Below are 23354 nucleotides of genomic sequence, written 5' to 3' on the forward strand. Positions count from 1 at the left end.
TCACGACCCCGCCCGGGGCCGAACGAACCCGGAGGCCGCCGCGTCTGAGGAGCGGCTCCGCGCAGTGGCGCGGGGCGGGGGCGGAGAAACGGGTGGGGCGAGGTATGAGAATTCGGACGGCGGCCGTGCTGGCGATGGTGACGGGGTCGCTGGTGTCCGTGGCGGCCTGCGGCGCGGAAGTCCCCGAGGGCCTGGTGGTGACCGGCTCCTCGCCGGCCGCCCCCTACCGCGGGCCTCTCCGGGCGAAGGCGCCCGACACCGACGGTGACGAGGACGACGTCCAGGGCGGGGGTGCCTCCGTCCTGGCCCTGGAATGCGCGGGCAAGCCGTACCAGGGCGGCGGCGGGGACGACGGCTGGGGCGCGTCGGACGGCGCGGACTCGCCGGACGAGGCCCTGAACGCGCTCGTCGCCCACGAGCTCGCCCGGTCCCTGCCGCGCCGCGGCTATCGCGTCGAGCGCGAGGCGGGCCGGCGCGTCCTGTACTCGTACGACGTCGGCGGCCGCACCCGCGTGGCCGTGATCGTCGCCAAGGACCTGCCGCGCAGGCCGGGTTGGGGTCTGGAGACGTACGCCCAGTGCGACCCGTCCGAGTTCGCCCGCCGGGACCGCGTCCACCTCGACATCCGGATCTGGGCGGATCGGGAGGGGCGTCCGGTGCCCGCGTCCGAGATCTTCAGCGCGGCCGGGCCCGAGCACTGCGACTGGCAGTCGGCGGAGTTCCTCCACCTCGGTGACCGCCAGTTCGTCCGGGACCCCGAACAGGCGGTGCCCCGCGAACTCCTGCACTCCTCGTACGCGCCGAAGTCCCGGCTGCCGGACGGGGTCACGGACACCGGGTACCGCGACGGGCGGCGCCGGCTGTGGCTCTCCGCCGACGGGTCCGACGCCTATGTGCGGACCGGGGGCGACGTCGAGCGGTGGCCGGGGGCGATCGAGCCGATCGCGTGCAAGTGAGGCCGGGGGCGCTTAGGCTCCCTCTCGGAGCAAGCGCTTTCCCCGCATGGTCCCGCTCGCCCCTGCCCCGCTCCGCCCGGCCTGGCTGAGGAGCCCCGCATGCCCTCCGAAACCGTCCTCCCGTCGACCGACTTCTCACATCCGCTGCCCGGTGCCGTCGGCCTCTCCCATCTCGATGCCTACGAATGGGAGGCCGCCGACGGTGTGTGCGGCGGTACCCCGCATCTGCACCTGGTGTGCACGGAGGCCTACGTCGTCACCGGCGGACGCGGCGCCGTCCAGACACTCAGCCCCGGTGGCTACCGCGAAGTCCCCCTGGAAGCGGGATCGGTGGCGTGGTTCACGCCGGGCACTGTGCACCGGATGGTGCAGCGCGGCGACTTGCGCATCACCGTCCTCATGCAGAACAGCGGTCTGCCCGAGGCCGGGGACGCCGTCTTCACCTTCCCGCCCGAGGTGCTCGCCGATCCCGAGCGCTACGCCGCCGCCGCGACACTACCGGCGCGGACGGGACCTCTGGCGGAGGTGGCCGCACGGCAGCGGCGCGACCTCGCCGTCGAGGGCTATCTGCCGCTGCGCGAGGCGCTGTTGGCCGGGGACGACGTGCCCTACTTGGAGTTCCAGCGGGCCGCGGCGCGCCTCGTCCGGGACAAGGTGCCCGCCTGGCGCGAGCTGTGGCGGGCCGGCGCGCTGGCCACCGCCGAGCGCACCGGCACCCAGCTCGCGGCCCTCGAATCCGGCGACCTCTCCTACCTCGCGGGATCGGCCTCGTGCGACACGGGTCCCACCCGGCGCGGCGGCTACGGCATGTGCGGCCGCCGCGACGAGTACGAGCTGCCCGGGGTGACGCTGCCGCAGATTGGCGGGTGACTGGCGCCGCGTGTGCGGCCTTCACCGGAGTGGAGCGACTCAGCCCAGGCGGGGGATCTCGATCGCCGGGCACTTGTCCATGACCATCGAGAGCCCCGCGTCGCGCGTGCGCTCGTACGCGGCCTCGTCGATCACGCCGAGCTGGAACCAGACCGCCTCCGCGCCGATCGACCGGGCCTCGTCGGCGACCTGGCCCGCGAGGTGGGAGTTGACGAAGGCGTCGACCACGTCGACCTTGAACGGGATCTCTTCGAGGGACGCGTAGCCCTGCTCGCCGTGGACCGTCTCGGCCTTCGGGTGGACCGGGACGACGCGCTTGCCGAAGCGCTGGAGGACCTCGGCGACGCCGTACGCGGCGCGCGCCCTGTTCGAGGAGAGGCCCACGACCGCCCAGGTGTCACCGAGTTCCGTGAGGATTCTGCGGACCGTCTCCTGATCGCCGTACATGCGCTGCCTCCTGGGGGTCGACGGGTGTTCACCGTGGTCAACAGGGCGGTGCCGTGCGGGATTCCCCCAGGCCGAGGTCAGAGGAACGTGGCCTCGTGCAGGATGCGGATCATGGTCACCGCCGAGTTCGCCGACGACATCGCCGACACCGCCGTGCCCACGGCCGCCGCCCACGCGGCGAGGCCGATCCCTGTGCCGGCCGGTGGCCAGCTGTGCGCCGTCGGCGCCGGGCGCAGGAGGGCCGCGACCCGCCGCGGGACCGGGCCCGGCGCAGCGAGGCCCGCCAGCGTGGGGGCCGGAGCGGCGCGCGAGACGAGGGCGGCCTTGCCGATCGCACGGGCCACGACGCGGCGGTCGTGCACGGAGCGCGCCGCGTCCTCGTCGGCCCACCGCTCCGTCGCGTACGCCACCGCCGTGCGCAGCGGCAGCAGGAACGGATTGGCCCGCGCCGCCAACTGCGCCACCAGCAGATGACGATGGTGCCGGGCCGCCAGATGGGCCCGCTCGTGCGCGAACAGCGCTCTGCGCTCCGGCCCGGTGAGCACGCCCAGGAGGCCGGTCGTGACCACCACCCGGTCACGGTCGCCCCCGGGCAGGGCGTACGCGTAAGGCACCGTGTCCGGCACGACCGCGACGCCCCGGTCGCACGGCCCGGCAAGCGCCCGCCGGGCCCTGCGCCGCACCAAGTGGTGCCGGACGACGACCCGCGTACAGACCACGAGCACGACGGCGAGGGCGGGGATCGCGGCCCTGCCCGCCACCCCGTCGTACGGCACGGCCGCCCGCACCTCGGGGTCCGACCAGCCGTCGGGGAGGGGGTTGCCGGGCAGTTGGGCCGTTCCGACGACCATGAGCAGCGCGAGGCACAGCGTGCTGCACAGGGCCATCACTCCCGCGACGGCCGTCAGGAGACGGGTCGCGGTGCGCGGGTGGAGATGCTGCTCGGCCAGGCGCGCCACGGGCCACGCCGTCAGCGGCAGCACCAGCGGCAGGAAGACGAAGACCCCCATCGCCCGGCTCAGCCCTCGCCGGGGCCGGGGGCTTCGTCCGGCCGTTCCGCCTGTTCGAGGAGGTCCCGCAGCAGTTGTTCGTCGCCCGGCGGAAGCGCGGTGACGAAGCGTGCGAGGACCGCCTCGCGGTTCGTCTCGCCGTCGAGCACCTTGCGCATCCGCAGCGCTGCGAGCCCCGCCCCGTCGGCAGCCGGTGTCCACAGGAAGGAGCGGCCCTCACGTGCGCGGGTCACCGCGCTCTTCGCGAGGAGCCGCGTCAGGATCGTCACCACGGTCGTGTAGGCGAGGTCGCCGCCGACCCGCTCCTGGACCCAGGCCGCCGTCACCGGACCCGGCGCCTCGCACAGCGCCGAGAGGACCTGGGCCTCCAGCTCGCCCTGCCCCCGGCGCCGCGGCCGCCGGCCGTCGTGTCCGTCCCGCGTCATGTCCCGTCGCCCTCCGCCCCGGCCGTCACCCACACGTGGGCGCCACATCCTATTCCGCAGGGATGCGGGCGCGGGTCAGCCCACGTGGACGCGGGGCCGCCGGGCGGGGTCGGGCTCGGCGCGGCGCAGCACCTCGCGGGTGACCGGCGCGACCTCGCCGTCGCCGAACACCAGGAAGCGCAGCAGATGGCTGACGGGATGGCCCTCGGTCCAGTTGAAGTACGCGTGCGGCACCTCGCCCGTGCGGGCCCGCAGGCTCATCAGGACGGCCGCGATGGTGTTCGGCACGCCCGCGCCCTGGACGCGCAGCCGGCGTACGCCGTGCTTCTCGTCGCCGTGGACCTCGACCGGCGCGGTGAAGTCCGACGAGTCGTGGACGAAGACCTCGAGGAACAGGACGGGCCGCCCGTCCGGGATGTGGGTCTGCTCGCGCTGGCTGTACTCCTTGGCGCGGTACTCGGCCTTGGAGTGCTCGTCGGGCTCGTTCGCGATGATCCGCAGCGGCCCGTGGCCCGCGGCCTCGTCGATGATCCGCGTCGCCGTCTCGTCGAACGTCACCTCGCCCGCCCTCAGTTCGAAGGCCCGGTGCACGCGCGACGCGAAGGAGGTGAGCAGGATCCCGACGATGAAGAGGAGGGCGATCTTGATTCCGTCGGGCCGCTCGATGACGTTCGTCACGAGCGTGTACCCGAACACGGCGGTGATCGCCCCGAAGCCGACGGTCGCGGCCTTGCGCCCGCGCGAGCGCACCGCGACCGTCGAGGCGAACGACGCCGACAGCATCAGGACCAGGACACCGGTGGCGTACGCGCCGCTCTGGTCGTCGACGTTCGCGTTGAACCAGAGCGTGATGAAGACGGCGATCGCCATGAACAGGAGCACCAGCGGACGGACGGCGCGCGTCCACTCCGGGGCCATGCCGTAACGCGGCAGGTAGCGCGGCACGAGGTTGAGGAGCCCCGCGAGCGCAGAGGCTCCGGCGAACCACAGGATGGCGATGGTCGAGACGTCGTACACCGTGCCGAAACCCTCGCCCAGATACTGGTGCGCGAGGAACGCGAGGGCGCGGCCGTTGGCCGGGCCGCCGCTCTCGAACGCGGACTGGGGGATGAGGATCGTCGTCGCGAGGCTGGAGAGCAGCAGGAAACCGCTCATGATCAGCGCGGCCGTGGTGAGCAGCTTGCGGGTGTCACGCACCCGCCCCTTGGGATGCGTGTACGTGTCCGTGGCGTCGCCGCGCACCTGGGGCATCACGGCGACGCCCGTCTCGAAGCCGGACATGCCGAGCGCCAGCTTCGGGAAGACGAGGAGCGCCACGCCGATCATCGCGACGGGCGAGGAGTGCGCGGCGGTCATGGCGTCCCACCAGTTGCCGATCTTCACCGGCTCGGTCAGGACGTGCCAGGCGGCGGTCATGAGGACGACCACGTTCAGCATGAGATAGAGGGCGACGAGCACGACCGCCACCCGTATCGCCTCACGGAACCCCTTGAGGAACACCGCGCCGAGGCCCGTCACCAGGAACAGCGTGATCCAGGTGTTCGCGCCGTCGAGCGACGCGGGAGCGAAGGGGTTCTCGACGACGTGCGCCGCGGCGTCGGCCGCCGACAGCGTGATCGTGATCATGAAGTCGGTGGCGGCGAACCCGAGCAGCACAAGGACGAACAGCTTCCCCGCCCACCACGGAAGGAGCCGCTCCAGCATCGCGATGGAACCCTCGCCGTGCGGGGACTCCTTGGCGACGCGGCGGTAGACCGGCAGCGCGCCGCCGAGCGTGAGCGCGATCAGGACGAGGGTGGCCAGCGGGGACAGGAGTCCCGCGGCGAGTGCGGCGATGCCCGGCTGGTAGCCGAGGGTCGAGAAGTAGTCCACACCCGTCAGGCACATCACGCGCCACCACGTGTGGCCCTTGTGCTCGGCCGGCGGCGTGCCGTGCGGTCCCGGATGCCGGGCCGTCGTCTCGCTCAGACCTTCGAGGAGCCAGCCCCGCCATCGTGGGGACGGCGGCCGGACGGCGGTGCTTTCGGCGCGTTCGGCCTGCGTGCCGGTCATGGGCGAAACTGCTCTCTGTCGTGCCGGTACGGACCCGGGGGTGCATCCGCGCAGGAAGCCACGGGACCGGACGTCCCGCGAGCCCTGCGACGACGAGCGAGTATTCACCACCGCGTGACCGGGGCGACGGGCGGGGGCGAGCGAACGCCGGCGCGCGGCATACGCTGGCCGGATGCAGGACGAGTACCGCACCGTGGCCCGTGAGGGCGTGCACGAGACCGAGATCAACCGCTCCCGGTTCCTGTGCGCACTCGCGCCCGCGGCCACCGAGCGCGAGGCCCAGGACTTCGTGGCGCGCATCCGCAAGGAGCACCCCACCGCGTCCCACAACTGCTACGCGTACGTCATCGGTGCCGACGCCTCCGTGCAGAAGGCGAGCGACGACGGCGAGCCGGGCGGCACGGCCGGCGTCCCCATGCTCCAGATGCTCACGCGCCGCGAGATGCGGTACGTCGTCGCCGTCGTGACCCGCTACTACGGAGGCGTGAAGCTCGGCGCGGGCGGCCTCATCCGCGCCTACGGAGGAGCCGTCGGCGAGGCGCTCGACGCGCTGGGCACCCTCACCCGGCGCCGCTTCCGGCTCGCCACCGTCACCGTCGACCACCAGCGCGCCGGCAAGGTACAGAACGATCTGCGGTCCACGGGACGTGAGGTGCGTGACGTCCATTACGGGGAGGCGGTCACGATCGAGATCGGTCTGCCGGACGCCGACGTGGACGCGTTCCGCGCGTGGCTGGCCGATGTCACCGCCGGTACCGCGGAGTTCGAGCTCGGGGGAGAGGCGTACGGGGACGCGTGACCGGCTCGGGCGGGCGAGGCGGGTGCGCGGCGGACCAGGTACCGATACGCCAGTAGCCGCCCGTGATGTCCGACCCGCCCGTTAGTCTCGGGGATCATGAGGCTGCTGCACACTTCCGACTGGCATCTCGGCCGGGCGTTCCACCGGGTGAACATGCTCGGCGCCCAGGCCGAGTTCATCAGTCACCTCGTCGCGACCGTCCGTGAGCGGGCCGTCGACGCGGTGGTCGTGTCGGGCGACGTGTACGACCGCGCCGTGCCGCCCCTCGCCGCGGTCGAGCTGTTCGACGACGCCCTGCACCGCCTCGCCGACCAGGGCACCCCCACGGTGATGATCTCCGGGAACCACGACTCGGCGCGCCGCCTCGGCGTCGGCGCCGGGCTCATCGGCCGCGCCGGCATCCACCTGCGCACCGACCCCGGCGCGTGCGCGACCCCCGTGCTGATCCCGGACGCCACCGGTGACGTGGCCTTCTACGGGCTGCCCTATCTCGAACCGGCGCTGGTGAAGGACGAGTTCGGCGTGTCGAAGCCGGGCCACGAGGCCGTCCTGGCCGCCGCCATGGACCGGGTGCGGGCCGATCTCGCCGAGCGACCGGCGGGGACCCGGTCCGTCGTCCTCGCACACGCCTTCGTCACCGGCGGCGAGGCCAGCGACAGTGAGCGCGACATCACCGTCGGCGGAGTCGCCGCCGTTCCCTCCGGCGTCTTCGACGGCGTCGACTACGTGGCGCTCGGGCATCTGCACGGCAGCCAGGTCATCTCCGAGCGCGCGCGCTACTCCGGCTCACCGCTCCCGTACTCCTTCTCCGAGGCCGACCACCGCAAGAGCATGTGGCTCGTCGACCTGGACGCGCACGGCTTCGCCGCCGCCGAGCGCGTCGACTGCCCGGTGCCCAGACCGCTCGCCCGGATCCGCGGGGACCTCGCCGACCTGCTCGCGCGCCCGGACCTCACCGCGCACGAGGAGTCCTGGGTCGAGGCCACGCTCACCGACCCGGTCAGGCCCGACGACCCCATGGCCCGACTCGCCGAGCGGTTCCCGCACACCCTCAGCCTCGCCTTCGACCCGCAGCGCGCCCCCGAGGACCCCGACGTCTCGTACGCGCAGCGCCTCAAGGGGCGCGACGACCAGCAGATCGCGGAGGACTTCGTGACCCACGTGCGCGGCGCCGGACCCGACGAGCGCGAGCGCGCCGTCCTGCGCGAGGCACTCGACGCCGTACGCATCGACGACACCCGGCGCGAGGTCGCCCGATGAGGCTCCACCGGCTGCGGATCACCGCCTTCGGCCCCTTCGGGGCAAGCCAGGAAGTCGACTTCGACGACCTGTCCTCGGCGGGCCTCTTCCTGCTCCACGGCCCGACGGGCGCCGGCAAGACCTCCGTCCTCGACGCCGTCTGCTACGCCCTGTACGGCGCGGTCCCCGGCGCGCGGCAGGGCAGCGGCCAGGGCACGTCCCTGCGCAGCGACCACGCCTCGCCCGGCACCCGCACCGAGGTCACCCTCGACCTCACGGTCGCGGGGCGCCGCCTGGAGCTGACCCGGCAGCCCCCGTGGGAGCGCCCCAAGAAGCGTGGCACCGGCACCACCATGGACAAGGCCCAGAGCTGGCTGCGCGAGTACGACGCCACGGCGGGCACCTGGAAGGACCTCAGTCGCTCCCACCAGGAGATCGGCGAGGAGATCAGCCAGCTCCTCGGGATGAGCAAGGAGCAGTTCTGCCAGGTCGTCCTGCTGCCGCAGGGGGACTTCGCACGGTTCCTGCGGGCCGACGCCGAGGCCCGCGGCAAGCTCCTCGGCCGGCTCTTCGACACGCGGCGCTTCGCCGCGGCCGAGCAAAGGCTCGCCGAGCAGCGCCGCGCCGCCGAGAGCGAAGTTCGCACGGCGGACGCCGAGTTGCTCGCCGACGCACACCGCATGCAGCAGGCGGCGGGGAACATCGTCGAACTGCCCGCCACCGACGCCGCGCCCGGCGACCCAGGGCTCGCCGACTCCGTCCTCACGTGGGCCGCCGTCGCCCGCTCCACCGCCCGCGAGCGGCTCACCGTCGCGCACCTCGCGCTGACCGCCGCCGACGCGGCCCGCACCGAGGCGCAGCGCGACCTGGCCGGCGTGCAGGAAGTGCACCGGCTCCAGCGGCGGTTCGAGGAGGCGCGGGAGCGGGCCGCGCGGCTCGACGAGCGGGCGGACGAGCACCGGCGGGTCCAGGAGCGCATGGCGCGGGGCCGCAAGGCCGAGGCCGTCGCGCCCGCCCTCGCGCTGCGCGAGGCCGCGGAGAGCGAACACCGCAGGGCCACGAGCGAGGACGCACGCGCGCGCGCCGTACTGCCCGAGTCGTTCGACGACGCCGGCGCCGCGGGTCTCGCCGCCGCCGCGCGGAAGGCGGCCGAGGAGCTGGGCGGCCTGGAGTCCGCCCGGCGCGCCGAACTGCGCCTGACGGAACTCGCCGGGCAGCGCCGAGGACTCGACCGCGAGGAGCGCGCCGACGAAGAGCTGCTCCAGGACGCGGCGAGCTGGCTCGCCGGCTGGGACAGCAGCCGGGCCGCGCTCCAGGAAGCCGTCGAGTCCGCGCAGGAGGCCGCGACGCGCGCCGAGCACCTGGCGGGTCAACTGGAGCCCGCACAGCAGAAGTCGGAGGCCGCCCGGCGTCGCGACCGGCTCTCCGGCGAGGCCGCCGACGCCCAGACGCGCACCCTGCGGGCCCGGGAGGAGGCCGCCGCCGCCCATGAGTACTGGCTCGGCCTCAAGGAGCAGCGGCTGAAAGGGATCGCGGCCGAACTGGCCGCGCAGCTCGTCCCCGGCGAGAGCTGCGCGGTGTGCGGTTCCACCGACCACCCCGACCCCATGCGCAAGACCGCGGAGCATGTCGGCCGCGACGCCGAGGAGTCGGCCCTGGCCGCATACCGCCGCGCGGACGACGCGCGCACCGAGCAGGAGAGCCGGCTCGCCGCGGTGCGTGAGTCCCTCGCCGCCGCGACGGCCGCCGCCGGAGAGACATCCGCCCTCGAACTCGCCGGTGCGGCCGAGGAGTTGCGAGCCCGACACGCCGAGGCGCGCGGCCTCGCCTCCGGACTGCACGCCGCACGTGAGGCCCTCGGACAGGCCGAGGGCGAGCATGACCGCAGACTCGCCGCACAGCAGGAAGCCGCACGTCGCGCCGTCGCCCGAGCCACCCTGCGCGAGAGCGTCGACCGCGAACAGGGCGTCCTGGAGCGCGAGTTGGTCCGGGCGCGCGGGTCGGAGACCAGTGTCGGTGCGCGCGCCGCGCAGCTGGAGCGCCTCGCCGCGCAGCTCACGGCCGCCGCGGACGCCGCCCGCGGCGCCGACGAGTCCGCCGAGCGGCTCAAGGACGCCGACGCGCGACTCGCCGACGCGGCGTTCCGCGCCGGGTTCGACACGCCGGAAGCCGCGGCCGCCGCCCTCCTGGACGACGCCCAGCACAGAGACCTTCAACACCGGCTCGACGCCCGCCAGTCCGAGGAGGCCTCGGTGCGTGCCGTCCTGGCCGAGGACGACACCGCGGCGGCGGCCCGGCAGTCGCCCGCCGATGTGCCCGCGGCGCAGCGCACTGCCGAGGCGGCCGACCGGAGGGTGCGCGACGCGGCCTCCGCGCGCGACGACGCGGACCGCCGTTGCACCGAGATCGACCGGCTCTCGGCCCGCTGCGCCACGGCCGTGCGACGGCTCGCGCCGCTGCGCGCAGCGTACGACCGAGTGGCGCGCATGGCGGGTCTGGCCGCCGGCACGTCCGCGGACAACGAGCGCAAGATGCGCCTGGAGTCCTATGTGCTCGCGGCCCGGCTCGAACAGGTCGCGGCCGCGGCGACCGCGCGACTGGCCCGCATGTCGTCCGGCCGGTACACGCTGGTGCACTCCGACGGCCGTACGGGGCGCGGCCGTTCGGGCCTCGGCCTGCACGTCGTCGACGCGTGGACAGGGCGCGAGCGGGACACCGCGACACTCTCCGGAGGGGAGACGTTCTTCGCGTCGCTGGCCCTCGCCCTCGGCCTCGCGGACGTCGTCACGGACGAGGCGGGCGGTGTCCGCCTCGACACCCTCTTCATCGACGAGGGCTTCGGCAGTCTCGACGACCAGACCCTGGACGAGGTGCTCGACGTCCTGGACTCCCTGCGCGAGCGGGACCGCAGCGTCGGCATCGTCAGCCACGTCGCCGACCTCCGCCGCCGGGTGCACGCGCAGCTCGAGATCGTGAAGGGGCGGTCGGGGTCGGTCGTACGGCAGCGGACCTGAGCCCGGCCGTGGCCGCCCGGCGGCGGGTCAGTGGCCGAGCGGCCGCCGGGGGAGCGGGGACGAGTAGACCACGCTGGTCGTCACCGAGCCGAGCGCGCCGATCCTGCCGGAGACCTCCTCCAGATGCTTCATCGAGCGCGCCGCGACCTTGATGACGAAGCAGTCGTCGCCGGTGACGTGGTGCGCCTCAAGGATCTCCGGCGTCACCTCGACGAGGTCGTGGAACGGCTTGTAGTGCCCGTTCGGATAGCGCAGCCGTACGAACGCCAGGATGGGCAGGCCGATCCGCTCGGGGACGACCACCGCCGCGTACCCCGCGATCACCCCGGCCTCCTCCAGGCGCTTCACCCGCTCGGTGACGGCGCTCGCGGACATCGAGACGGCCCGCGCGAGCTCGGCGTAGCTCGCGCGGCCCTCGCGCTGGAGGACGTCGAGGATGCGCCAGTCGGTGGCATCGGGGATGTACGGGGATTCACCGGTCATGTGGCAGGAATAGCAGGGACATCCCCGGCCGATCAAGAGGGATGCCGGGGATCGTCACTTCAGGAAGATCGCCACGGACCGTAGATTTCTGGTCGAGGGCGGCACGGTCGTGCGGCCCGCAGCGATCCGCCAGGGAGGCCGACATCATGACCGCGACCACCACCCCCAACGCCGTGCTCCGTGTGCCCCCGGCGTCCCCCGCCGCGGCCGCCGCTCACTTCGGAGCGAGCCTCGCCTTCCACGCCGACGTGTCCGACGTCGCCTCGGCGCTCGCCGCCGACGGGGACCCGGGCTTCGTCGTCATCGACACCCGCTCCACCGCCTCGTGGGACCAGGGACACGTACCCGGTGCCGTCCACCTGCCCACCGCGCTCATCGCCGAGCAGGCCGGGCAGCTCCTCGACAGGACGGTGCCCGTCGTCACGTACTGCTGGGGCCCGGGCTGCAACGGCGCCACGCGCGCGGCCCTCGCCCTCGCCGAACTCGGCTTCCAGGTCAAGGAGATGCTCGGCGGCTTCGAGTACTGGGCGCGGGAGGGCTTCGCGTACGAGACGTGGGAGGGGTCCGCGCGGCGCGACGCCGACCCGCTGACGGCGCCGGTCGACTCGGACGACTGCGGCTGCTGACACCGCGAGAGGGACCGGCGTGCGGGCGGCGGCTCCAAGGGTCGCCGCCCGCAACGGAGTTACAGCTGGGACAGCTCGTCCACCAGGTCGTCGAGGCCGAGCGACCCCTGCGAGAGAGCCGCCATGTGCCAGGCCTTCGCGTCGAACGCGTCCCCGTGCCTGGCCTGCGCGTTGGCCCGGCCGAGCAGCCACGCGCGCTCGCCCAGCTTGTAGCCGATCGCCTGCCCGGGGATGGACAGATAGCGGGTCAGTTCGCTCTCCACGAAGTCCGCGGGCCGGCTGCTGTGCGCCCCGAAGAACTCCTGCGCGAGGTCGGGCGTCCACCGCTCGCCCGGGTGGAACGGCGAGTCCGCCGGGATCTCCAGCTCCAGATGCATACCGATGTCGACGATGACGCGGGCCGCGCGCATCATCTGCGCGTCCAGATACCCGAGTCGCTGCTCGGCGTCCGTGAGGAAGCCCAGTTCGTCCATCAGGCGCTCCGCGTACAGCGCCCACCCCTCGGCGTTGGCGCTCACCATGCCGACGCTCGCCTGGTAGCGGGAGAGGCTGTCCGCGACGTGCGTCCACTGCGCGAGCTGGAGATGGTGGCCGGGCACGCCCTCGTGGTACCAGGTGGAGACCAGGTCGTAGACGGGGAACCGGGTCTGGCCCATCGTCGGAAGCCAGGTGCGTCCCGGCCGCGTGAAGTCCTCGGACGGCGCCGTGTAGTAGGGCGCCGCGGCGCTGCCGGCCGGGGCGATCCGGGACTCCACCTTCCGTACCCGCTCCGCGAGTTCGAAGTGGGTGCCGTCGAGGGCCTCGATCGCCTCGTCCATCAGGTTCTGGAGCCAGCGCTGCACCTCCTCCACACCCTCGATGTGCGTGCCGTGCTCGTCGAGGTGTGCGAGCACCACCCACGGCGTCGCCGCCCCGGGAAGGATCTTCTCCGCCTCGGTCCTCATCTCGCCGAGCAGGCGGTGGTACTCCGCCCAGCCGTACGCGTATGCCTCGTCCAGGTCGAGGTCCGTGCCGTTGTAGTAGCGCGACCAGCGGGCGTACCGCTCACGGCCCACCGTGTCGGGCGAGCCCTCGACCGCGGACGCGTACACGTCGCGCATCCAGTCGCGCAGCTCGACCACCGCGGCCGTCGCGGTGGCGCCCGCGGCGTCCAGCTCGGCGCGCAGCGCGTCGGGCCCGTCCGCGGTGAAGTCCTCGAACCAGCCGCGCCCTTCGCCCGCCCACTCGGTGAGCTGCTCGATGAACGTGGCGGTGGGACGCGGTCCCCCGTGGAGCTTCTTCTCCAGGCCCAGCGACAGCGTCTCGCGGTATCCGGCGAGCGCCCCCGGCACGGCGCGCAGCCGCTCGGCGACGGCCGCCCAGTCCGCGTCCGTCGCGGTCGGCGTGAGGGTGAAGACCTCCCGCACGTTGTGCACGGGCCCGCCCAGGTTGGTGACGGCCCGAAGGTTCTCCTCCGCGTCGTGCACGGCGAGTTCGGCCGTGAGCCGCTCCCGCAGGAGCCGTCCGCAGCGGCGCTCGATCGCACGATCGGCGCCAGGCCTGCGCTCGGCCTCGTCGAGCCGCGCGAGGGTCGCCCGCGCGAGATCGGCGAGGGCCTCCTGACCGGCGGGTGAGAGGTCGGGCAGCTTGCTGTGGCTCTCGGGCACGCCGAGGTAGGTGCCGGTGACGGGGTCGAGGGCGATGAGCTCGTCGACGTAGGCGTCGGCGACCTCGCGCGGGAGCGGTCCGGTGACGGCTGCTGCTGTGGCTGGCGAATCTGACATGCCGCCATCGTCGTACGGGGCGGGGGGCCGCGTCATCAGGATTCACCGACGGCGTCGGCCGACGGGGGCAGGAGCGGGCCGCACTCCCACTGCTGGAAGATCAGCCGCGTCTCGACGCGCGCCACCTCGTGGCGCGCGGTGAACTCGTCGAGCACGAGCCGCTGGAGATCGGCGGTGTCGCGGACGGCGACATGCACCAAGTAGTCGTCGGGGCCCGTCAGATGGAAGACGGACCGCGCTTCCGGCAGCGCCCGGATCCGCTCCACGAACGGGCCGACCAGCTCGCGCCGGTGCGGGCGCACCTGTACCGAGAGCAGCGCCTGGAGCCCGCGGCCCAGCTTCGCCGGGTCGAGGCGCAGCTGATGCCCGAGGATCACGCCGGACCGGCGCAGCCGGGTCACGCGGTCGAGGCAGGTGGACGGCGCGACACCGACCTGCGCGGCGAGGTCCCGATAGGTGATGCGGGCATCGTTCTGAAGGAGGCGCAGTATGTGCAGGTCAACCGGATCGAGTACGACGGAATCGGCCATCGGCCGAACGTAGCACGGAGTTCCGCCGGTGAACCCCGGCTGTTGTTCAGGCTGTCGTCCATGGACAACGACCTGTACGCAGGGACGCGCCCGGGCCCCGCCCACCGGCGGGCCCTCGCCACCGAAGCCGTGCACGCCGGCCGCGACGACCTCGCCGGACTCGGGCTGCACGCCCCGCCCATCGACCTGTCCACCACCTACCCGTCGTACGACAGCCGCGGCGAGGCCGCCCGCATCGACGCGTTCGCGGCGGACGGCGTCGTCGACGAGGGCCCGCCGGTGTACGCCCGGCTGGGCAACCCGACCGTCGGCCGCTTCGAGACCGCGCTCGCCCGGCTCGAAGGGACCGAGAGCGCGGTCGCCTTCGCGAGCGGCATGGCCGCGCTGACCGCGGTGCTGCTCGTACGCGGCGGCGCCGGGCTGCGCCATGTCGTCGCCGTCCGGCCGCTGTACGGATGCAGCGATCACCTGCTCACCGCCGGGGCGCTCGGCACCGAGGTGACCTGGGTCGATCCGGCGGGCATCGCGGACGCGATCCGGCCCGACACCGGGCTCGTGATGGTGGAGTCACCCGCCAATCCGACGCTCGCCGAACTCGATCTGCGGGCCGTGGCCCACTCCTGCGGAACGGTCCCGCTCCTCGCGGACAACACCTTCGCCACGCCGGTGCTCCAGCGGCCCGTCGAGTACGGCGCGCGGCTGGTGCTGCACAGTGCGACCAAGTTCCTCGGCGGGCACGGGGACGTCATGGGCGGGGTCGTGGCGTGCGACGAGGCGTTCGCCCGGCAGCTGCGCCAGGTGCGGTTCGCGACGGGCGGCGTGCTGCATCCGCTCGCCGGCTATCTGCTGCTGCGCGGCCTCGCGACGCTGCCGGTGCGCGTGCGGGCCGCGTCGGCGACGGCGGCCGAACTGGCGGCGCGGCTGTCCCGGGACCCGCGCGTCGCGCGCGTGCACTATCCGCGGATCGGCGGCGCGATGGTCGCCTTCGAGACCGTGGGTGACCCGCACGAGGTGATCCGAACGGTCCGGTTGGTGACACCGGCGGTCAGCCTCGGCAGCGTCGACTCGCTCATCCAGCACCCGGCGTCCATCAGCCACCGCATCGTCGACGCCTCCGACCGCAGGTCGGCCGGGGTGAGCGACCGGCTGCTGCGGCTGTCGGTGGGTCTGGAGGACGTCGAGGACCTGTGGGCGGACCTGGACCAGGCGCTGGGGGAGCCGGGCGGCGGTACGGGGCGTGCGACCGCGGCATGCCTGCGGGTGCCGGAGTGACGTAGAGCCGCCTGCCCGGACCGGCCGGAAAGAGGAGGGGACCGGTCCGGGCCGGCTCGCGTGGAGTCGGTCCCGGCCGGCCCGGTCCTCAGTGCTGTTCGGCCTGCTCGAACGCCGCGCGGGGCCCCTCGTACGGCAGCCGCGACCTGACCGCAGTCGCCTCCAGGCGAGCCGTGATCACCAGCGTGCCCTCCTCGATCTGGTAGTCGAGGGGCAGCCCGAGGCCGCGCATCGCCGCGACCATCCCGGTGTTCGACGCCTGCGTGACCGCGTACACGCTCTCGCAGCCCGCCTCGACCGCCATCGCCACCAGGCGGCCGAGCAGCTCGGTGCCGATGCCGCGGCGCTGCCAGTCGTCCTCGACGAGCAGCGCGATCTCCGTCTCGTCGCCGTCCCACAGCAGATGCCCGAGGGCGACGATCCGGCCCGACGCGGTCTGCGCGGCGAGCGTGCGGCCGAAGCGGGGGCTGAGCAGGTGGTTGAGATAGCGGTCCGCGTCGCCGACCGGCCCGTGGTAGCGCTTGCTCAGCGTCGCGCGGGAGCAGCGCTCCTGCATCGCCTTGGCCGCCGCCACGTCGTTCGAGTCGGCCCGGCGCACGGTGATCGCGTTGCCCTCGGGGAGCGTCAGGACGTCCTGGCTGCGCGGGATGCGCGGGCCGAGCCGCGCGTCGAGCTCGACCAGGGCGCGGGCGCGCGCGAACTCGGTGGGCGTGAACGGCAGATACGGCCGCTCCACGGTGATCACGCCGCCTTCGGGGGCCCGGAGCCGTATCACGGTCTCCTCGAGCGCCCCCTCCACCGGTGCGCTCTCCGTCCTTCGGCCGCTCATCGTCGTGGCCGGCAGCGACCTGATGGTGCACCGGCCGAGCAGCTGGCGCAGTGCCAACGGGAGTTCGGCGGCGTCCAGGGCCGTGCGCGTGGCGAGACCGAGGATACGGGTGGGCGCGTCCACGAGGTCGTGGGCGTCGGCCCGCTCGATCCAGGTGCCGGAGCCGCCGGCCTGGGACACGGCCCGGCTGAGTTCGGCGGCGGGCAGCTCCTGCGGCGCGCGCAGCAGGAACTCGTCCACGGTGCCCTCACCCAGGGGGTGCGTCTGCAGGCTCAGGATGTCGACCCGCAGCGGGGCGAGCGCCGTGCACAGCGCCGCGAGCGACCCCGGCTCGTCACGGACCGTCGTCCGCATGCGCCACAGCGCGGTGGCCGTGGCCTGGTTCGTCGCCTGCGGGCCGGCGCCCGTGGGGACCTCTGTGTCGGGCCGTTCCGACTGCCCGGCGTGCTCCGTGGGGAGCCGCCGGGCGTCGGTATCGCCTGTCGGGGGTGCGTGGTTGTGGCGTCGTGCCCACCATGTGTGGAATCCGGCCGTGGCGAGGAGCGCCACGGCCGAGATGGCGAGCAGCACGGGGCCGCCGGGGCCGTGACCGACGAGGTTCGCCACGGCGTCCGCGACGGCCACGGCCGTGAACAGGGCGGCGAGCTCGACGACGTCGCGCCGCCAGTGGTGGACGGGGCGGCCGTTCCTGGTCCGCCTCACATCAGACATGTCTGGACTCATGCAGCCACTGTGAAGGAACGGTGTTGCGTGATCACGAACGCTTTGTGACCGATGGGTAAAGACTGCTTACGTCCCGTTTGTTGACTACTGTCCAACTCGCCCCGGCTGGAGCACCTTGGAGAACAGCACGTCGCCGCCCTGCTGCCGCAGCCGTACCGTCAGCTCACCGCTGCCGCCGTCGATGGAGACCTCGCCGAAATACTGCGGGGTCTCCATCGGGGACGTGTTGGCCCGGTCCGGCGCCTTGATGAAGCTCTGCTCGGGGCCGAAGGTGGCGTCCAGCTTCACCGCCTGGAAACCGCCCGCCGCCAGCGGGCCGGAGACGAACTCCCAGAACGGCTCGAAGTCCTGGAACGCGGCGCGCGACGGGTCGTAGTGCTGCGCCGACGTGTAGTGCACGTCCGCCGTGAGCCACAGCGTGCCCGTGATCCGGTCGTGCTTGATGTGGCGCAGCAGCTCCGCGATCTGCAGTTCGCGGCCGAGCGGCGCTCCCGGATCGCCCTGGGCGACGGCCTCGAAGTTCACCTTGCCGTCGGCCACGACCAGGCCGAGCGGCATGTCGGAGGCGATCACCTTCCAGGCGGCCCGCGACCGCGACAGCTCGCGCTTCAGCCAGGCCAGCTGTCGTGCGCCGAGGATCCCGGTCGCGTCGTCGGGCTGCCGGCCCGGGGAGTTGGCGTTGCGGTACGAGCGCATGTCGAGCACGAAGACATCGAGCAGAGGGCCGTGCCGCAGGACCCGGTACACGCGCCCCTCGTCGTCGCCCGGCGGCAGCGTGGACACGGGGAAGTACTCGCTGAACGCCCGCAGGGAGCGCGCGGCGAGGACGTTCGTGTCCTTCTCCGTGTAGCGGGCGTCGTCCAGGATCTGGCCCGGGTACCAGTTGTTGTGCACCTCGTGGTCGTCCCACTGCGTGATCGTGGGCACCTGCGCGTTGAAGCGGCGCAGGTTCTCGTCGAGGAGGTTGTAGCGGAACGCGCCGCGGAACTCGGCCAGCGTCTCGGCGACCTTGGACTTCTCCTCGGTCGTGACGTTGCGCCATACGCGGCCGTCCGGCAGCGTGACGCTGGGCAGGATCGGGGCGTCGGTGTAGATGTTGTCGCCGCTGCACAGGAAGAAGTCCGGGTTCAGGGCGCGCATGTCCTCGTACACGCGGTAGCCGCCGAGGTCCGGGTTGATGCCCCAGCCCTGGCCCGCGATGTCGCCCGACCACAGGAAGCGCACCCCGTCGCGGCGGCCCACGGGGGTGGTGCGGAACGTGCCGGTGACGGGTTCGCCCGTGCGGCGGGGGTCGTCCGGGTCGGCGAGCACCACGCGGTAGTGGATCTGCTCGCCAGGCGGCAGGCCGCGCAGGCGGGTGGTGCCCGTGAAGTCCGTGCCCGCGCCGATCAGCGGCCCGTGCCACTTGGTGGCCCGGCGGAACGACTCCGTCGCGGAGGTCTCCACGATCATGCGGGCGGGCCGGTCGGAGCGCGTCCAGATCAGCCCCGAGTGTGCGCCGACGTCGCCGGCCTGGACACCCCACGCCGCCTTCGGGCGACCCGACAGGGCGAAGGCCGGCGCGGCGGCCGCGCCCACGGCGGGCAGGGCCAGCGCGGCCGAGGCGGCGAGCGAACCGCGTAGCACCCCGCGGCGGCCGGGCAGAGAACTCGGCGGACGGTGTGACATGAATACGCCTCCAGAAACGGGTTCCGACGACAGAGCGGTGCCACCACTGCGGGGCGCCGCGGCGAAGCCACACCTACGGGCTCACCACGGCGCACACGCGAACCCCAAGTGAACAACTGCCCCTGGGGATCGGGGAACCCGGCGCGCTGCACCGCCTCACACGACCACGCCGCCGTTCACGCGCGCGTGGCCCCCTCATGGGCCGCGCGCGCCAGGAGACGTACGCCTTCCGCGATCCGCGCCGGCGGCAGATGCGCGTAGCCGAGGACGAGGCGCACTGCGCCGTCTCCGCTGTCCGAGGTGCCGTAGTGGGTCAGCGGGCGGACGGTGACCCCGGCCGCCGCGGCCCGTTCGAGGAGCTCCTCCTGCGGCCCGTAGCGCTCGGGGAGTCGGGCGATGACGTGCAGTCCGGCGGCGATTCCCGTCACCTGAGAGCCCGGCAGATGCGCGTGGAGCGCGGCCACGAGGGTGTCGCGGCGCTCGCGGTAGGCGCGCTGGCAGCGCCGCAGCTGACGATCGTAGTCGCCGCGCTCGACGAAACGGGCCAGGAGGGCCTGGTCGAGGGCCGGATTGCCGAGATCCATGTAGCGCTTGCGCTCGACGACCTCGTCGGTCAGCCCGGCGGGCACGACCATCCAGCCGAGCCGCAGCCCGGGAGCGAGCGACTTGCTCACCGATCCCGTGTACGCGACATGCTCCGGGTCGAGACCCTGAAGCGCGCCCACCGGCGCGCGGTCGTAACGGAAGTCCCCGTCGTAGTCGTCCTCGATGACGAGACCATCCACCGACCGTGCCCAGTCGAGGAGTTGAGTGCGGCGCGCCGGTGAGTAGGCGATGCCCGAGGGGAACTGGTGGGACGGCGTCGTCACCGCCGAGCGCACACCCGAGTCCCGCAACGGCCCGATGGCCAGCCCCTCGCCGTCCAGCGGGAGCGCGGTCGTGCCGACACCGGCCGAGGCGAACAGCGAACCGAGATCGGGGCTCCCCGGGTCCTCGACGCCCACGGACCGCGCCCCGCGCGCGTGCAGCACGAATCCGAGCAGCGTCACCGCCTGTGCCACCCCGGAGCAGACGATGATCCGCTCCGGATCCGCGACCACGCCGCGCCGCCGCGCGAGGAGTTCGGCCAGCGCGGTACGCAGCCGGGGAATGCCCCGCGGGTCCGGGTAGCCCAGCATGTGGTGGGGCAGTTCGGCCAGCACGCCGCGCTGCGCCGCCGCCCACGCGGCGCGCGGGAACAGCGACAGATCGGGGCTTCCCGCCACGAAGTCGGCCCGGGTGCCCGGTGGTCGGGGCGCCAGGTCCCGGACACCGGCCGTCGCCGCGGCGCGCACCGCCCCGCTCGCCCAGGTCCCCGCACCGCGCCCGCTGCGCAGATACCCCTCGGCGGTCAACTGCTCGTACGCCTCGGTGATCAGCCCGCGCGAGACGCCCAGATCCGCCGCGAGATCGCGGCTCGACGGCATGCGGGTCCCGGGCGCGAGCCGCCCCGACCTGACGGCGTCCCGCAGCGCCGCCTGGAGACCGCGGCCACGCGCGCGTGCGGGCGCCGATGCGGCGGGCAGCAGTAACTCCCAGGCGGCGGACGGCGGTTGGACCTCACCTTCCGCAGCGCCTGGACCGGCCGCGCGCGGATTGGTCCCCGATGACGTCATGAACGTGGACCTTAATCCGGGCCGCCGCCCTCCCTAGCGTCAGGGCCATGAACGCGCACTCGATCCGAGGTGCCCTGCCGGCCGCCCTCGCCTGCGTCCTCGTCGGCGCCTCCTTCACCGCCAACAGCGTCCTCGGGGACTACCCGTACGCGGGCGGCCAGTTCCTCCGGTACGCCCTCGCCTGCCTGCTTCTGCTGCCGTTGCTCGGCAGGGGCGGCACGGCGCCGCTGCGCCACCTCACCGGGCGCCGATGGGGGCGGCTCGCCCTGCTGGCGGCGGTCGGGATGGTCGGCTTCAACCTCGCGGTGCTCGCCGCGGAGCGCAGCGCCGAACCGGCCGTCCCAGGGGTCTTCGTCGGATGCGCCCCGGTCGTCGTGGCGGTGCTCGTGCCCCTGCTCGCGGGCCGCCGGCCCCAACGGGTCGTCCTCTACGGAGCGTTGCTGGTCGCCTTCGGCGCGTTCACCGTCCAGGGCTGGGGGCGCACGGACACGGCCGGTCTCCTGTTCTCCGTAGGAGCCCTCATCGGAGAGGTCGGTTTCGCCGTCCTCGCGGTGCCGGTGCTGCGTCCCCTCGGCCCGAAGCTGCTGTCCTGCACGGTCTGCGGGGTCGCCGCCCTGGAGTCGGCCCTCGTCGGCGCGGTGCTCGACGGCACGGACATGCTCCGCGTGCCCGACGTCACCGAGGCGACGGCGCTGCTGTGGCAGGCCGCCGTCGTCACGGTGATCGGCTTCGTGTGCTGGTACATCGGCATGCAGCGCGTCGGCGCCGAGCGCGCCACCCTGTTCTCCGGGCTCATCCCCGTGGCGGCGGCGTGCACCGCGCCGCTCGTCGGCACCGGGACGTACGGCGCCGCGCAGGCCGTCGGCAGCGCGCTCGTCGGCGCCGGAGTGGCGCTCGGCTCCGGGGTGTTCGGGGTGCGGTCAGCGGCTGGTGTCCAGGATGACGCGGGAGACGAGCGCCGGGTCGTCGCTCATGGGGACGTGACCGCAGCCGGGCAGCCGCACGAGGCGGGCCCCGGGGACAGCGTGCTTGGCCCTGATGCCCTGGCGGCGCAGCAGCAGCCGGTCGCGGGTGCCCCAGGCGACGGTCACCGGGATGTCCGGCACGTCGTCCGTGAACTGCACCTCCAGACCCGCGGCGAGGGTCTGCGCGAACCCGGGAGCGTGGCGCAGGGCCAGCGTCTCCGCGACGACCGCATCGGCTGAACGGCTGCCGGGACGGGCGTAGATGGTGCTCGTCAGGGCCGCCCGGCCCGCGGCCGACCGCGCGAGCCGCTCGATCGCGGGAACCGGCAGCGCCCGCGCGCCCTGCCGCATCGCGCGCAGCGTGCCGAACGCGTACAGGCGCTCGGCCTGCGACCAGAACCCGCCGGGCGACAGCGCGGTGACCGACCGTACGAGCTTCTCGCGGCCGAGCTCCAGCGCGAGCAGACCGCCCAGGGAGTTGCCGGCCACATGCGGCCGCTCGATGCCGAGCGCCGCGCAGAACGAGCCGAGCGTGGCCGCCACCGTCGGAAGGTCGTAGGCGACGCCGTCGGGCAGCGCGGGAGAGGCGCCGAAGCCCGGCAGGTCGATCGCGATCACGTCGCGTTCGGCGGCCAGGACCGGGATCACGGGAGCCCAGGCCTGCCAGTGGTGGCCGATCCCGTGCAGGAGAAGCAACGGCTCCCCGGTGCCCACGCGTTCGTACGCGACGGTCACCTCACGGGGGCCACCGGGGGTTTCGATGCTGAAGGACACCTCTGTGGCCATGTCGCTCCCTGTCCCCGACGCCCGAGCGACGGTTCCTTAGACGGCTTGTCAGCAACAATTACCGCTCAGTAGCCTCCAGTTCAAGGGGGAGAGGGCGAGACAGACCCGGCGCGGAGCCGTTTGTGGTCACCGCCGCATCGATTCGGCCTGGACACGCGCCGTTGCGTCCGTTGGGATGGAGGGGTGGCAACCGACACCGTGATTGAGGTCTTCGAAGAGCACCGGCCGGTCCTGATGGGGGTCGCCTACCGCATGCTGGGCCGCGTGGCCGACGCCGAGGACGTCGTCCAGGACGCCTGGCTGCGCTGGGCGCAGGCCGACCGCGACGAGGTGCGCGAACCACGCGCCTATCTCGTCCGCGTCGCCACCCGCCTGGCCATCGACCGGCTGCGGCAGGCACAGGTCCGGCGCGAGGCGTACGTGGGTCCCTGGCTGCCGGAGCCGCTGGTCACCGACTTCGGGCCGACCGCGCCCGACACCGCGGAGGCGGCCGTACTGGCGGAGTCGGTGTCGCTCGCCGTCCTCGTCGTCCTGGAGTCGCTCTCGCCGCTGGAGCGCGCCGTGTTCGTGCTCCGTGAGGCGTTCGGGTTCCCGTTCGCCGAGATCGCCACCACGCTCGAACGCAGCGAGTCCGCCGTGCGCCAGCTCGCGGGACGCGCCCGCAAGCACGTGGACGAGCGCCGGCCGCGCTTCGACGTCGACCCCGTCGAGCAGCGCGACCTCACCGAGCGCTTCCTCGCGGCCGCGACGGGCGGGGACCTGGAGGCCCTGATGACGCTCCTCGCACCCGACGCGCGTCTCGTCGGCGACAGTGGCGGCAAGTCCAAGGCGCCGCTGCGCGTCATCGAGTCCGCCGACAAGGTGGGCCGCTTCCTGCTCGGGGCCGCCAAGGGCGGCGGCGCCGGATTCACCTTCCGGATCGTGGAGCTCAACGGAGGGCCTGCGGTGCTCGCCCTGGTCGACGGCAAGCCGGACAGCGTCTTCCAGGTCGATGTCGCCGACGGCCACGTGCAGTGCGTATACATCGTGCGTAACCCGGACAAACTCGTGTCGCTCGCCTGACGTCCGCATTGCGGCGTCCGCCGTCACCGAAGCCCCCGCCCCGACCGGGCGGGGGCTTTCGTCGTTTCGCGAACGCGGTGTGAACGCTCTGCGGACCGCCATGAACGCTCTGCGGCGGAACCCCCGCGGGCCCCGGAGCGGACCGAGGATTGGTCTTGACCAAGTCGGAGGGCAGGCCTA

At 73.5% G+C, this 23354-nt stretch carries 19 protein-coding genes and 1 pseudogene; 9 read left to right on the forward strand and 11 right to left on the reverse strand.

Annotated elements, in window-relative coordinates; translation table 11 throughout:
• The first annotated feature begins 104 nt into the window (after positions 1–104).
• Both OG456_RS31385 and OG456_RS31390 read left to right on the forward strand, forming a co-directional pair.
• Positions 105–956, forward strand: coding sequence for a hypothetical protein (locus tag OG456_RS31385; protein WP_266566885.1), 852 nt, complete (start codon positions 105–107; stop codon positions 954–956).
• Positions 957–1055: 99 nt separating this feature from the next.
• Positions 1056–1826, forward strand: a complete 771-nt coding sequence (locus OG456_RS31390; protein ID WP_266566886.1) for a cupin — start codon at positions 1056–1058, stop codon at positions 1824–1826.
• A 39-nt stretch (positions 1827–1865) separates the two neighbouring features.
• Here the strand turns inward: OG456_RS31390 and OG456_RS31395 are convergent, their stop codons facing one another.
• The 4 genes from OG456_RS31395 to OG456_RS31410 form a co-directional block, all read right to left on the reverse strand.
• On the reverse strand, positions 1866–2273 hold the full coding sequence (locus OG456_RS31395) for a CoA-binding protein (RefSeq protein WP_266566887.1): 408 nt from the start codon (positions 2271–2273) through the stop codon (positions 1866–1868).
• Between the two features lie 77 nt (positions 2274–2350).
• Positions 2351–3283 carry a M56 family metallopeptidase gene (locus tag OG456_RS31400; RefSeq protein ID WP_266566888.1) on the reverse strand — a complete coding sequence of 311 codons (933 nt, stop codon included), beginning with the start codon at positions 3281–3283 and terminating at the stop codon, positions 2351–2353.
• 8 nt (positions 3284–3291) lie between these two features.
• The gene (locus OG456_RS31405) at positions 3292–3708 is read right to left on the reverse strand and encodes a BlaI/MecI/CopY family transcriptional regulator (RefSeq protein ID WP_266566889.1); all 417 of its coding nucleotides are present in this window, start codon (positions 3706–3708) and stop codon (positions 3292–3294) included.
• Between the two features lie 75 nt (positions 3709–3783).
• Positions 3784–5760, reverse strand: a complete 1977-nt coding sequence (locus OG456_RS31410; RefSeq protein WP_266566890.1) for an amino acid transporter — start codon at positions 5758–5760, stop codon at positions 3784–3786.
• Between the two features lie 172 nt (positions 5761–5932).
• Here OG456_RS31410 and OG456_RS31415 point away from each other — a divergent pair, with 172 nt between their 5' ends.
• The 3 genes from OG456_RS31415 to OG456_RS31425 all read left to right on the forward strand — a co-directional run bounded on the left by OG456_RS31415 (position 5933) and on the right by OG456_RS31425 (position 10812).
• The gene (locus OG456_RS31415; RefSeq protein WP_266566891.1) at positions 5933–6559 is read left to right on the forward strand and encodes a YigZ family protein; all 627 of its coding nucleotides are present in this window, start codon (positions 5933–5935) and stop codon (positions 6557–6559) included.
• Between the two features lie 96 nt (positions 6560–6655).
• Positions 6656–7819, forward strand: a complete 1164-nt coding sequence (locus OG456_RS31420) for an exonuclease SbcCD subunit D (RefSeq protein ID WP_266566892.1) — start codon at positions 6656–6658, stop codon at positions 7817–7819.
• Complete coding sequence (locus OG456_RS31425; RefSeq protein WP_266566893.1) at positions 7816–10812, forward strand: SMC family ATPase; 2997 nt, start codon at positions 7816–7818, stop codon at positions 10810–10812. The genes OG456_RS31420 and OG456_RS31425 overlap by 4 nt, the downstream gene beginning before the upstream one ends.
• A 27-nt stretch (positions 10813–10839) precedes the next feature.
• On the opposite strand, the gene OG456_RS31430 is transcribed toward OG456_RS31425, so the two are convergent.
• Positions 10840–11295 (reverse strand): Lrp/AsnC family transcriptional regulator, encoded by a 456-nt coding sequence (locus tag OG456_RS31430; RefSeq protein ID WP_266566894.1) that lies wholly within the window; start codon positions 11293–11295, stop codon positions 10840–10842.
• Between the two features lie 146 nt (positions 11296–11441).
• On the opposite strand from OG456_RS31430, the gene OG456_RS31435 reads away from it, so the two are divergent.
• Positions 11442–11921 (forward strand): rhodanese-like domain-containing protein, encoded by a 480-nt coding sequence (locus tag OG456_RS31435; RefSeq protein ID WP_266566895.1) that lies wholly within the window; start codon positions 11442–11444, stop codon positions 11919–11921.
• Positions 11922–11980: 59 nt separating this feature from the next.
• Here the strand turns inward: OG456_RS31435 and OG456_RS31440 are convergent, their stop codons facing one another.
• Together OG456_RS31440 and OG456_RS31445 are read right to left on the reverse strand one after the other, a co-directional pair.
• On the reverse strand, positions 11981–13684 hold the full coding sequence (locus OG456_RS31440) for a DUF885 domain-containing protein (RefSeq protein ID WP_266566897.1): 1704 nt from the start codon (positions 13682–13684) through the stop codon (positions 11981–11983).
• Between the two features lie 35 nt (positions 13685–13719).
• A complete protein-coding gene (locus tag OG456_RS31445) occupies positions 13720–14214 on the reverse strand; it encodes an Lrp/AsnC family transcriptional regulator (RefSeq protein WP_266566899.1) in 495 nt (164 codons plus the stop codon).
• Between the two features lie 60 nt (positions 14215–14274).
• Between OG456_RS31445 and OG456_RS31450 the strand changes: the two genes are divergently transcribed.
• Positions 14275–15486, forward strand: a complete 1212-nt coding sequence (locus OG456_RS31450) for a PLP-dependent aspartate aminotransferase family protein (protein WP_266566901.1) — start codon at positions 14275–14277, stop codon at positions 15484–15486.
• An 88-nt stretch (positions 15487–15574) separates the two neighbouring features.
• On the opposite strand, the gene OG456_RS31455 is transcribed toward OG456_RS31450, so the two are convergent.
• From OG456_RS31455 to OG456_RS31465, 3 genes are all read right to left on the reverse strand, one after another.
• A complete protein-coding gene (locus OG456_RS31455) occupies positions 15575–17026 on the reverse strand; it encodes a GNAT family N-acetyltransferase (RefSeq protein WP_266566903.1) in 1452 nt (483 codons plus the stop codon).
• A 96-nt stretch (positions 17027–17122) separates the two neighbouring features.
• On the reverse strand, positions 17123–18706 hold the full coding sequence (locus OG456_RS31460) for an alkaline phosphatase (protein ID WP_266566905.1): 1584 nt from the start codon (positions 18704–18706) through the stop codon (positions 17123–17125).
• 176 nt (positions 18707–18882) lie between these two features.
• A complete protein-coding gene (locus OG456_RS31465) occupies positions 18883–20361 on the reverse strand; it encodes a PLP-dependent aminotransferase family protein (protein WP_266566907.1) in 1479 nt (492 codons plus the stop codon).
• 47 nt (positions 20362–20408) lie between these two features.
• On the opposite strand from OG456_RS31465, the pseudogene OG456_RS31470 reads away from it, so the two are divergent.
• Positions 20409–21245, forward strand: a pseudogene (locus OG456_RS31470) (EamA family transporter); the annotation flags it as partial.
• A gap of 36 nt (positions 21246–21281) precedes the next feature.
• Here OG456_RS31470 and OG456_RS31475 read toward each other — a convergent pair.
• Complete coding sequence (locus OG456_RS31475; protein ID WP_266566909.1) at positions 21282–22112, reverse strand: alpha/beta fold hydrolase; 831 nt, start codon at positions 22110–22112, stop codon at positions 21282–21284.
• 183 nt (positions 22113–22295) lie between these two features.
• Between OG456_RS31475 and OG456_RS31480 the strand changes: the two genes are divergently transcribed.
• Positions 22296–23174: an RNA polymerase sigma-70 factor gene (locus OG456_RS31480; protein WP_266566911.1), complete on the forward strand. Its 879-nt coding sequence runs from the start codon at positions 22296–22298 to the stop codon at positions 23172–23174.
• Positions 23175–23354 lie beyond the last annotated feature (180 nt).

The sequence above is a fragment of the Streptomyces sp. NBC_01446 genome (genome assembly GCF_026340095.1).
GTDB classification, from domain to species: domain Bacteria; phylum Actinomycetota; class Actinomycetes; order Streptomycetales; family Streptomycetaceae; genus Streptomyces; species Streptomyces aureus.

Coding starts and splice junctions, on each gene's coding strand:
- OG456_RS31385 (WP_266566885.1), top strand. CDS start 105: ATGAGAATTCGGACGGCGGCCGTGCTGGCGATGGTGACGGGGTCGCTG.
- OG456_RS31390 (WP_266566886.1), top strand. CDS start 1,056: ATGCCCTCCGAAACCGTCCTCCCGTCGACCGACTTCTCACATCCGCTG.
- OG456_RS31395 (WP_266566887.1), bottom strand. CDS start 2,273: ATGTACGGCGATCAGGAGACGGTCCGCAGAATCCTCACGGAACTCGGT.
- OG456_RS31400 (WP_266566888.1), bottom strand. CDS start 3,283: ATGGGGGTCTTCGTCTTCCTGCCGCTGGTGCTGCCGCTGACGGCGTGG.
- OG456_RS31405 (WP_266566889.1), bottom strand. CDS start 3,708: ATGACGCGGGACGGACACGACGGCCGGCGGCCGCGGCGCCGGGGGCAG.
- OG456_RS31410 (WP_266566890.1), bottom strand. CDS start 5,760: ATGACCGGCACGCAGGCCGAACGCGCCGAAAGCACCGCCGTCCGGCCG.
- OG456_RS31415 (WP_266566891.1), top strand. CDS start 5,933: ATGCAGGACGAGTACCGCACCGTGGCCCGTGAGGGCGTGCACGAGACC.
- OG456_RS31420 (WP_266566892.1), top strand. CDS start 6,656: ATGAGGCTGCTGCACACTTCCGACTGGCATCTCGGCCGGGCGTTCCAC.
- OG456_RS31425 (WP_266566893.1), top strand. CDS start 7,816: ATGAGGCTCCACCGGCTGCGGATCACCGCCTTCGGCCCCTTCGGGGCA.
- OG456_RS31430 (WP_266566894.1), bottom strand. CDS start 11,295: ATGACCGGTGAATCCCCGTACATCCCCGATGCCACCGACTGGCGCATC.
- OG456_RS31435 (WP_266566895.1), top strand. CDS start 11,442: ATGACCGCGACCACCACCCCCAACGCCGTGCTCCGTGTGCCCCCGGCG.
- OG456_RS31440 (WP_266566897.1), bottom strand. CDS start 13,684: ATGTCAGATTCGCCAGCCACAGCAGCAGCCGTCACCGGACCGCTCCCG.
- OG456_RS31445 (WP_266566899.1), bottom strand. CDS start 14,214: ATGGCCGATTCCGTCGTACTCGATCCGGTTGACCTGCACATACTGCGC.
- OG456_RS31450 (WP_266566901.1), top strand. CDS start 14,275: ATGGACAACGACCTGTACGCAGGGACGCGCCCGGGCCCCGCCCACCGG.
- OG456_RS31455 (WP_266566903.1), bottom strand. CDS start 17,026: ATGTCTGATGTGAGGCGGACCAGGAACGGCCGCCCCGTCCACCACTGG.
- OG456_RS31460 (WP_266566905.1), bottom strand. CDS start 18,706: ATGTCACACCGTCCGCCGAGTTCTCTGCCCGGCCGCCGCGGGGTGCTA.
- OG456_RS31465 (WP_266566907.1), bottom strand. CDS start 20,361: ATGACGTCATCGGGGACCAATCCGCGCGCGGCCGGTCCAGGCGCTGCG.
- OG456_RS31475 (WP_266566909.1), bottom strand. CDS start 22,112: ATGGCCACAGAGGTGTCCTTCAGCATCGAAACCCCCGGTGGCCCCCGT.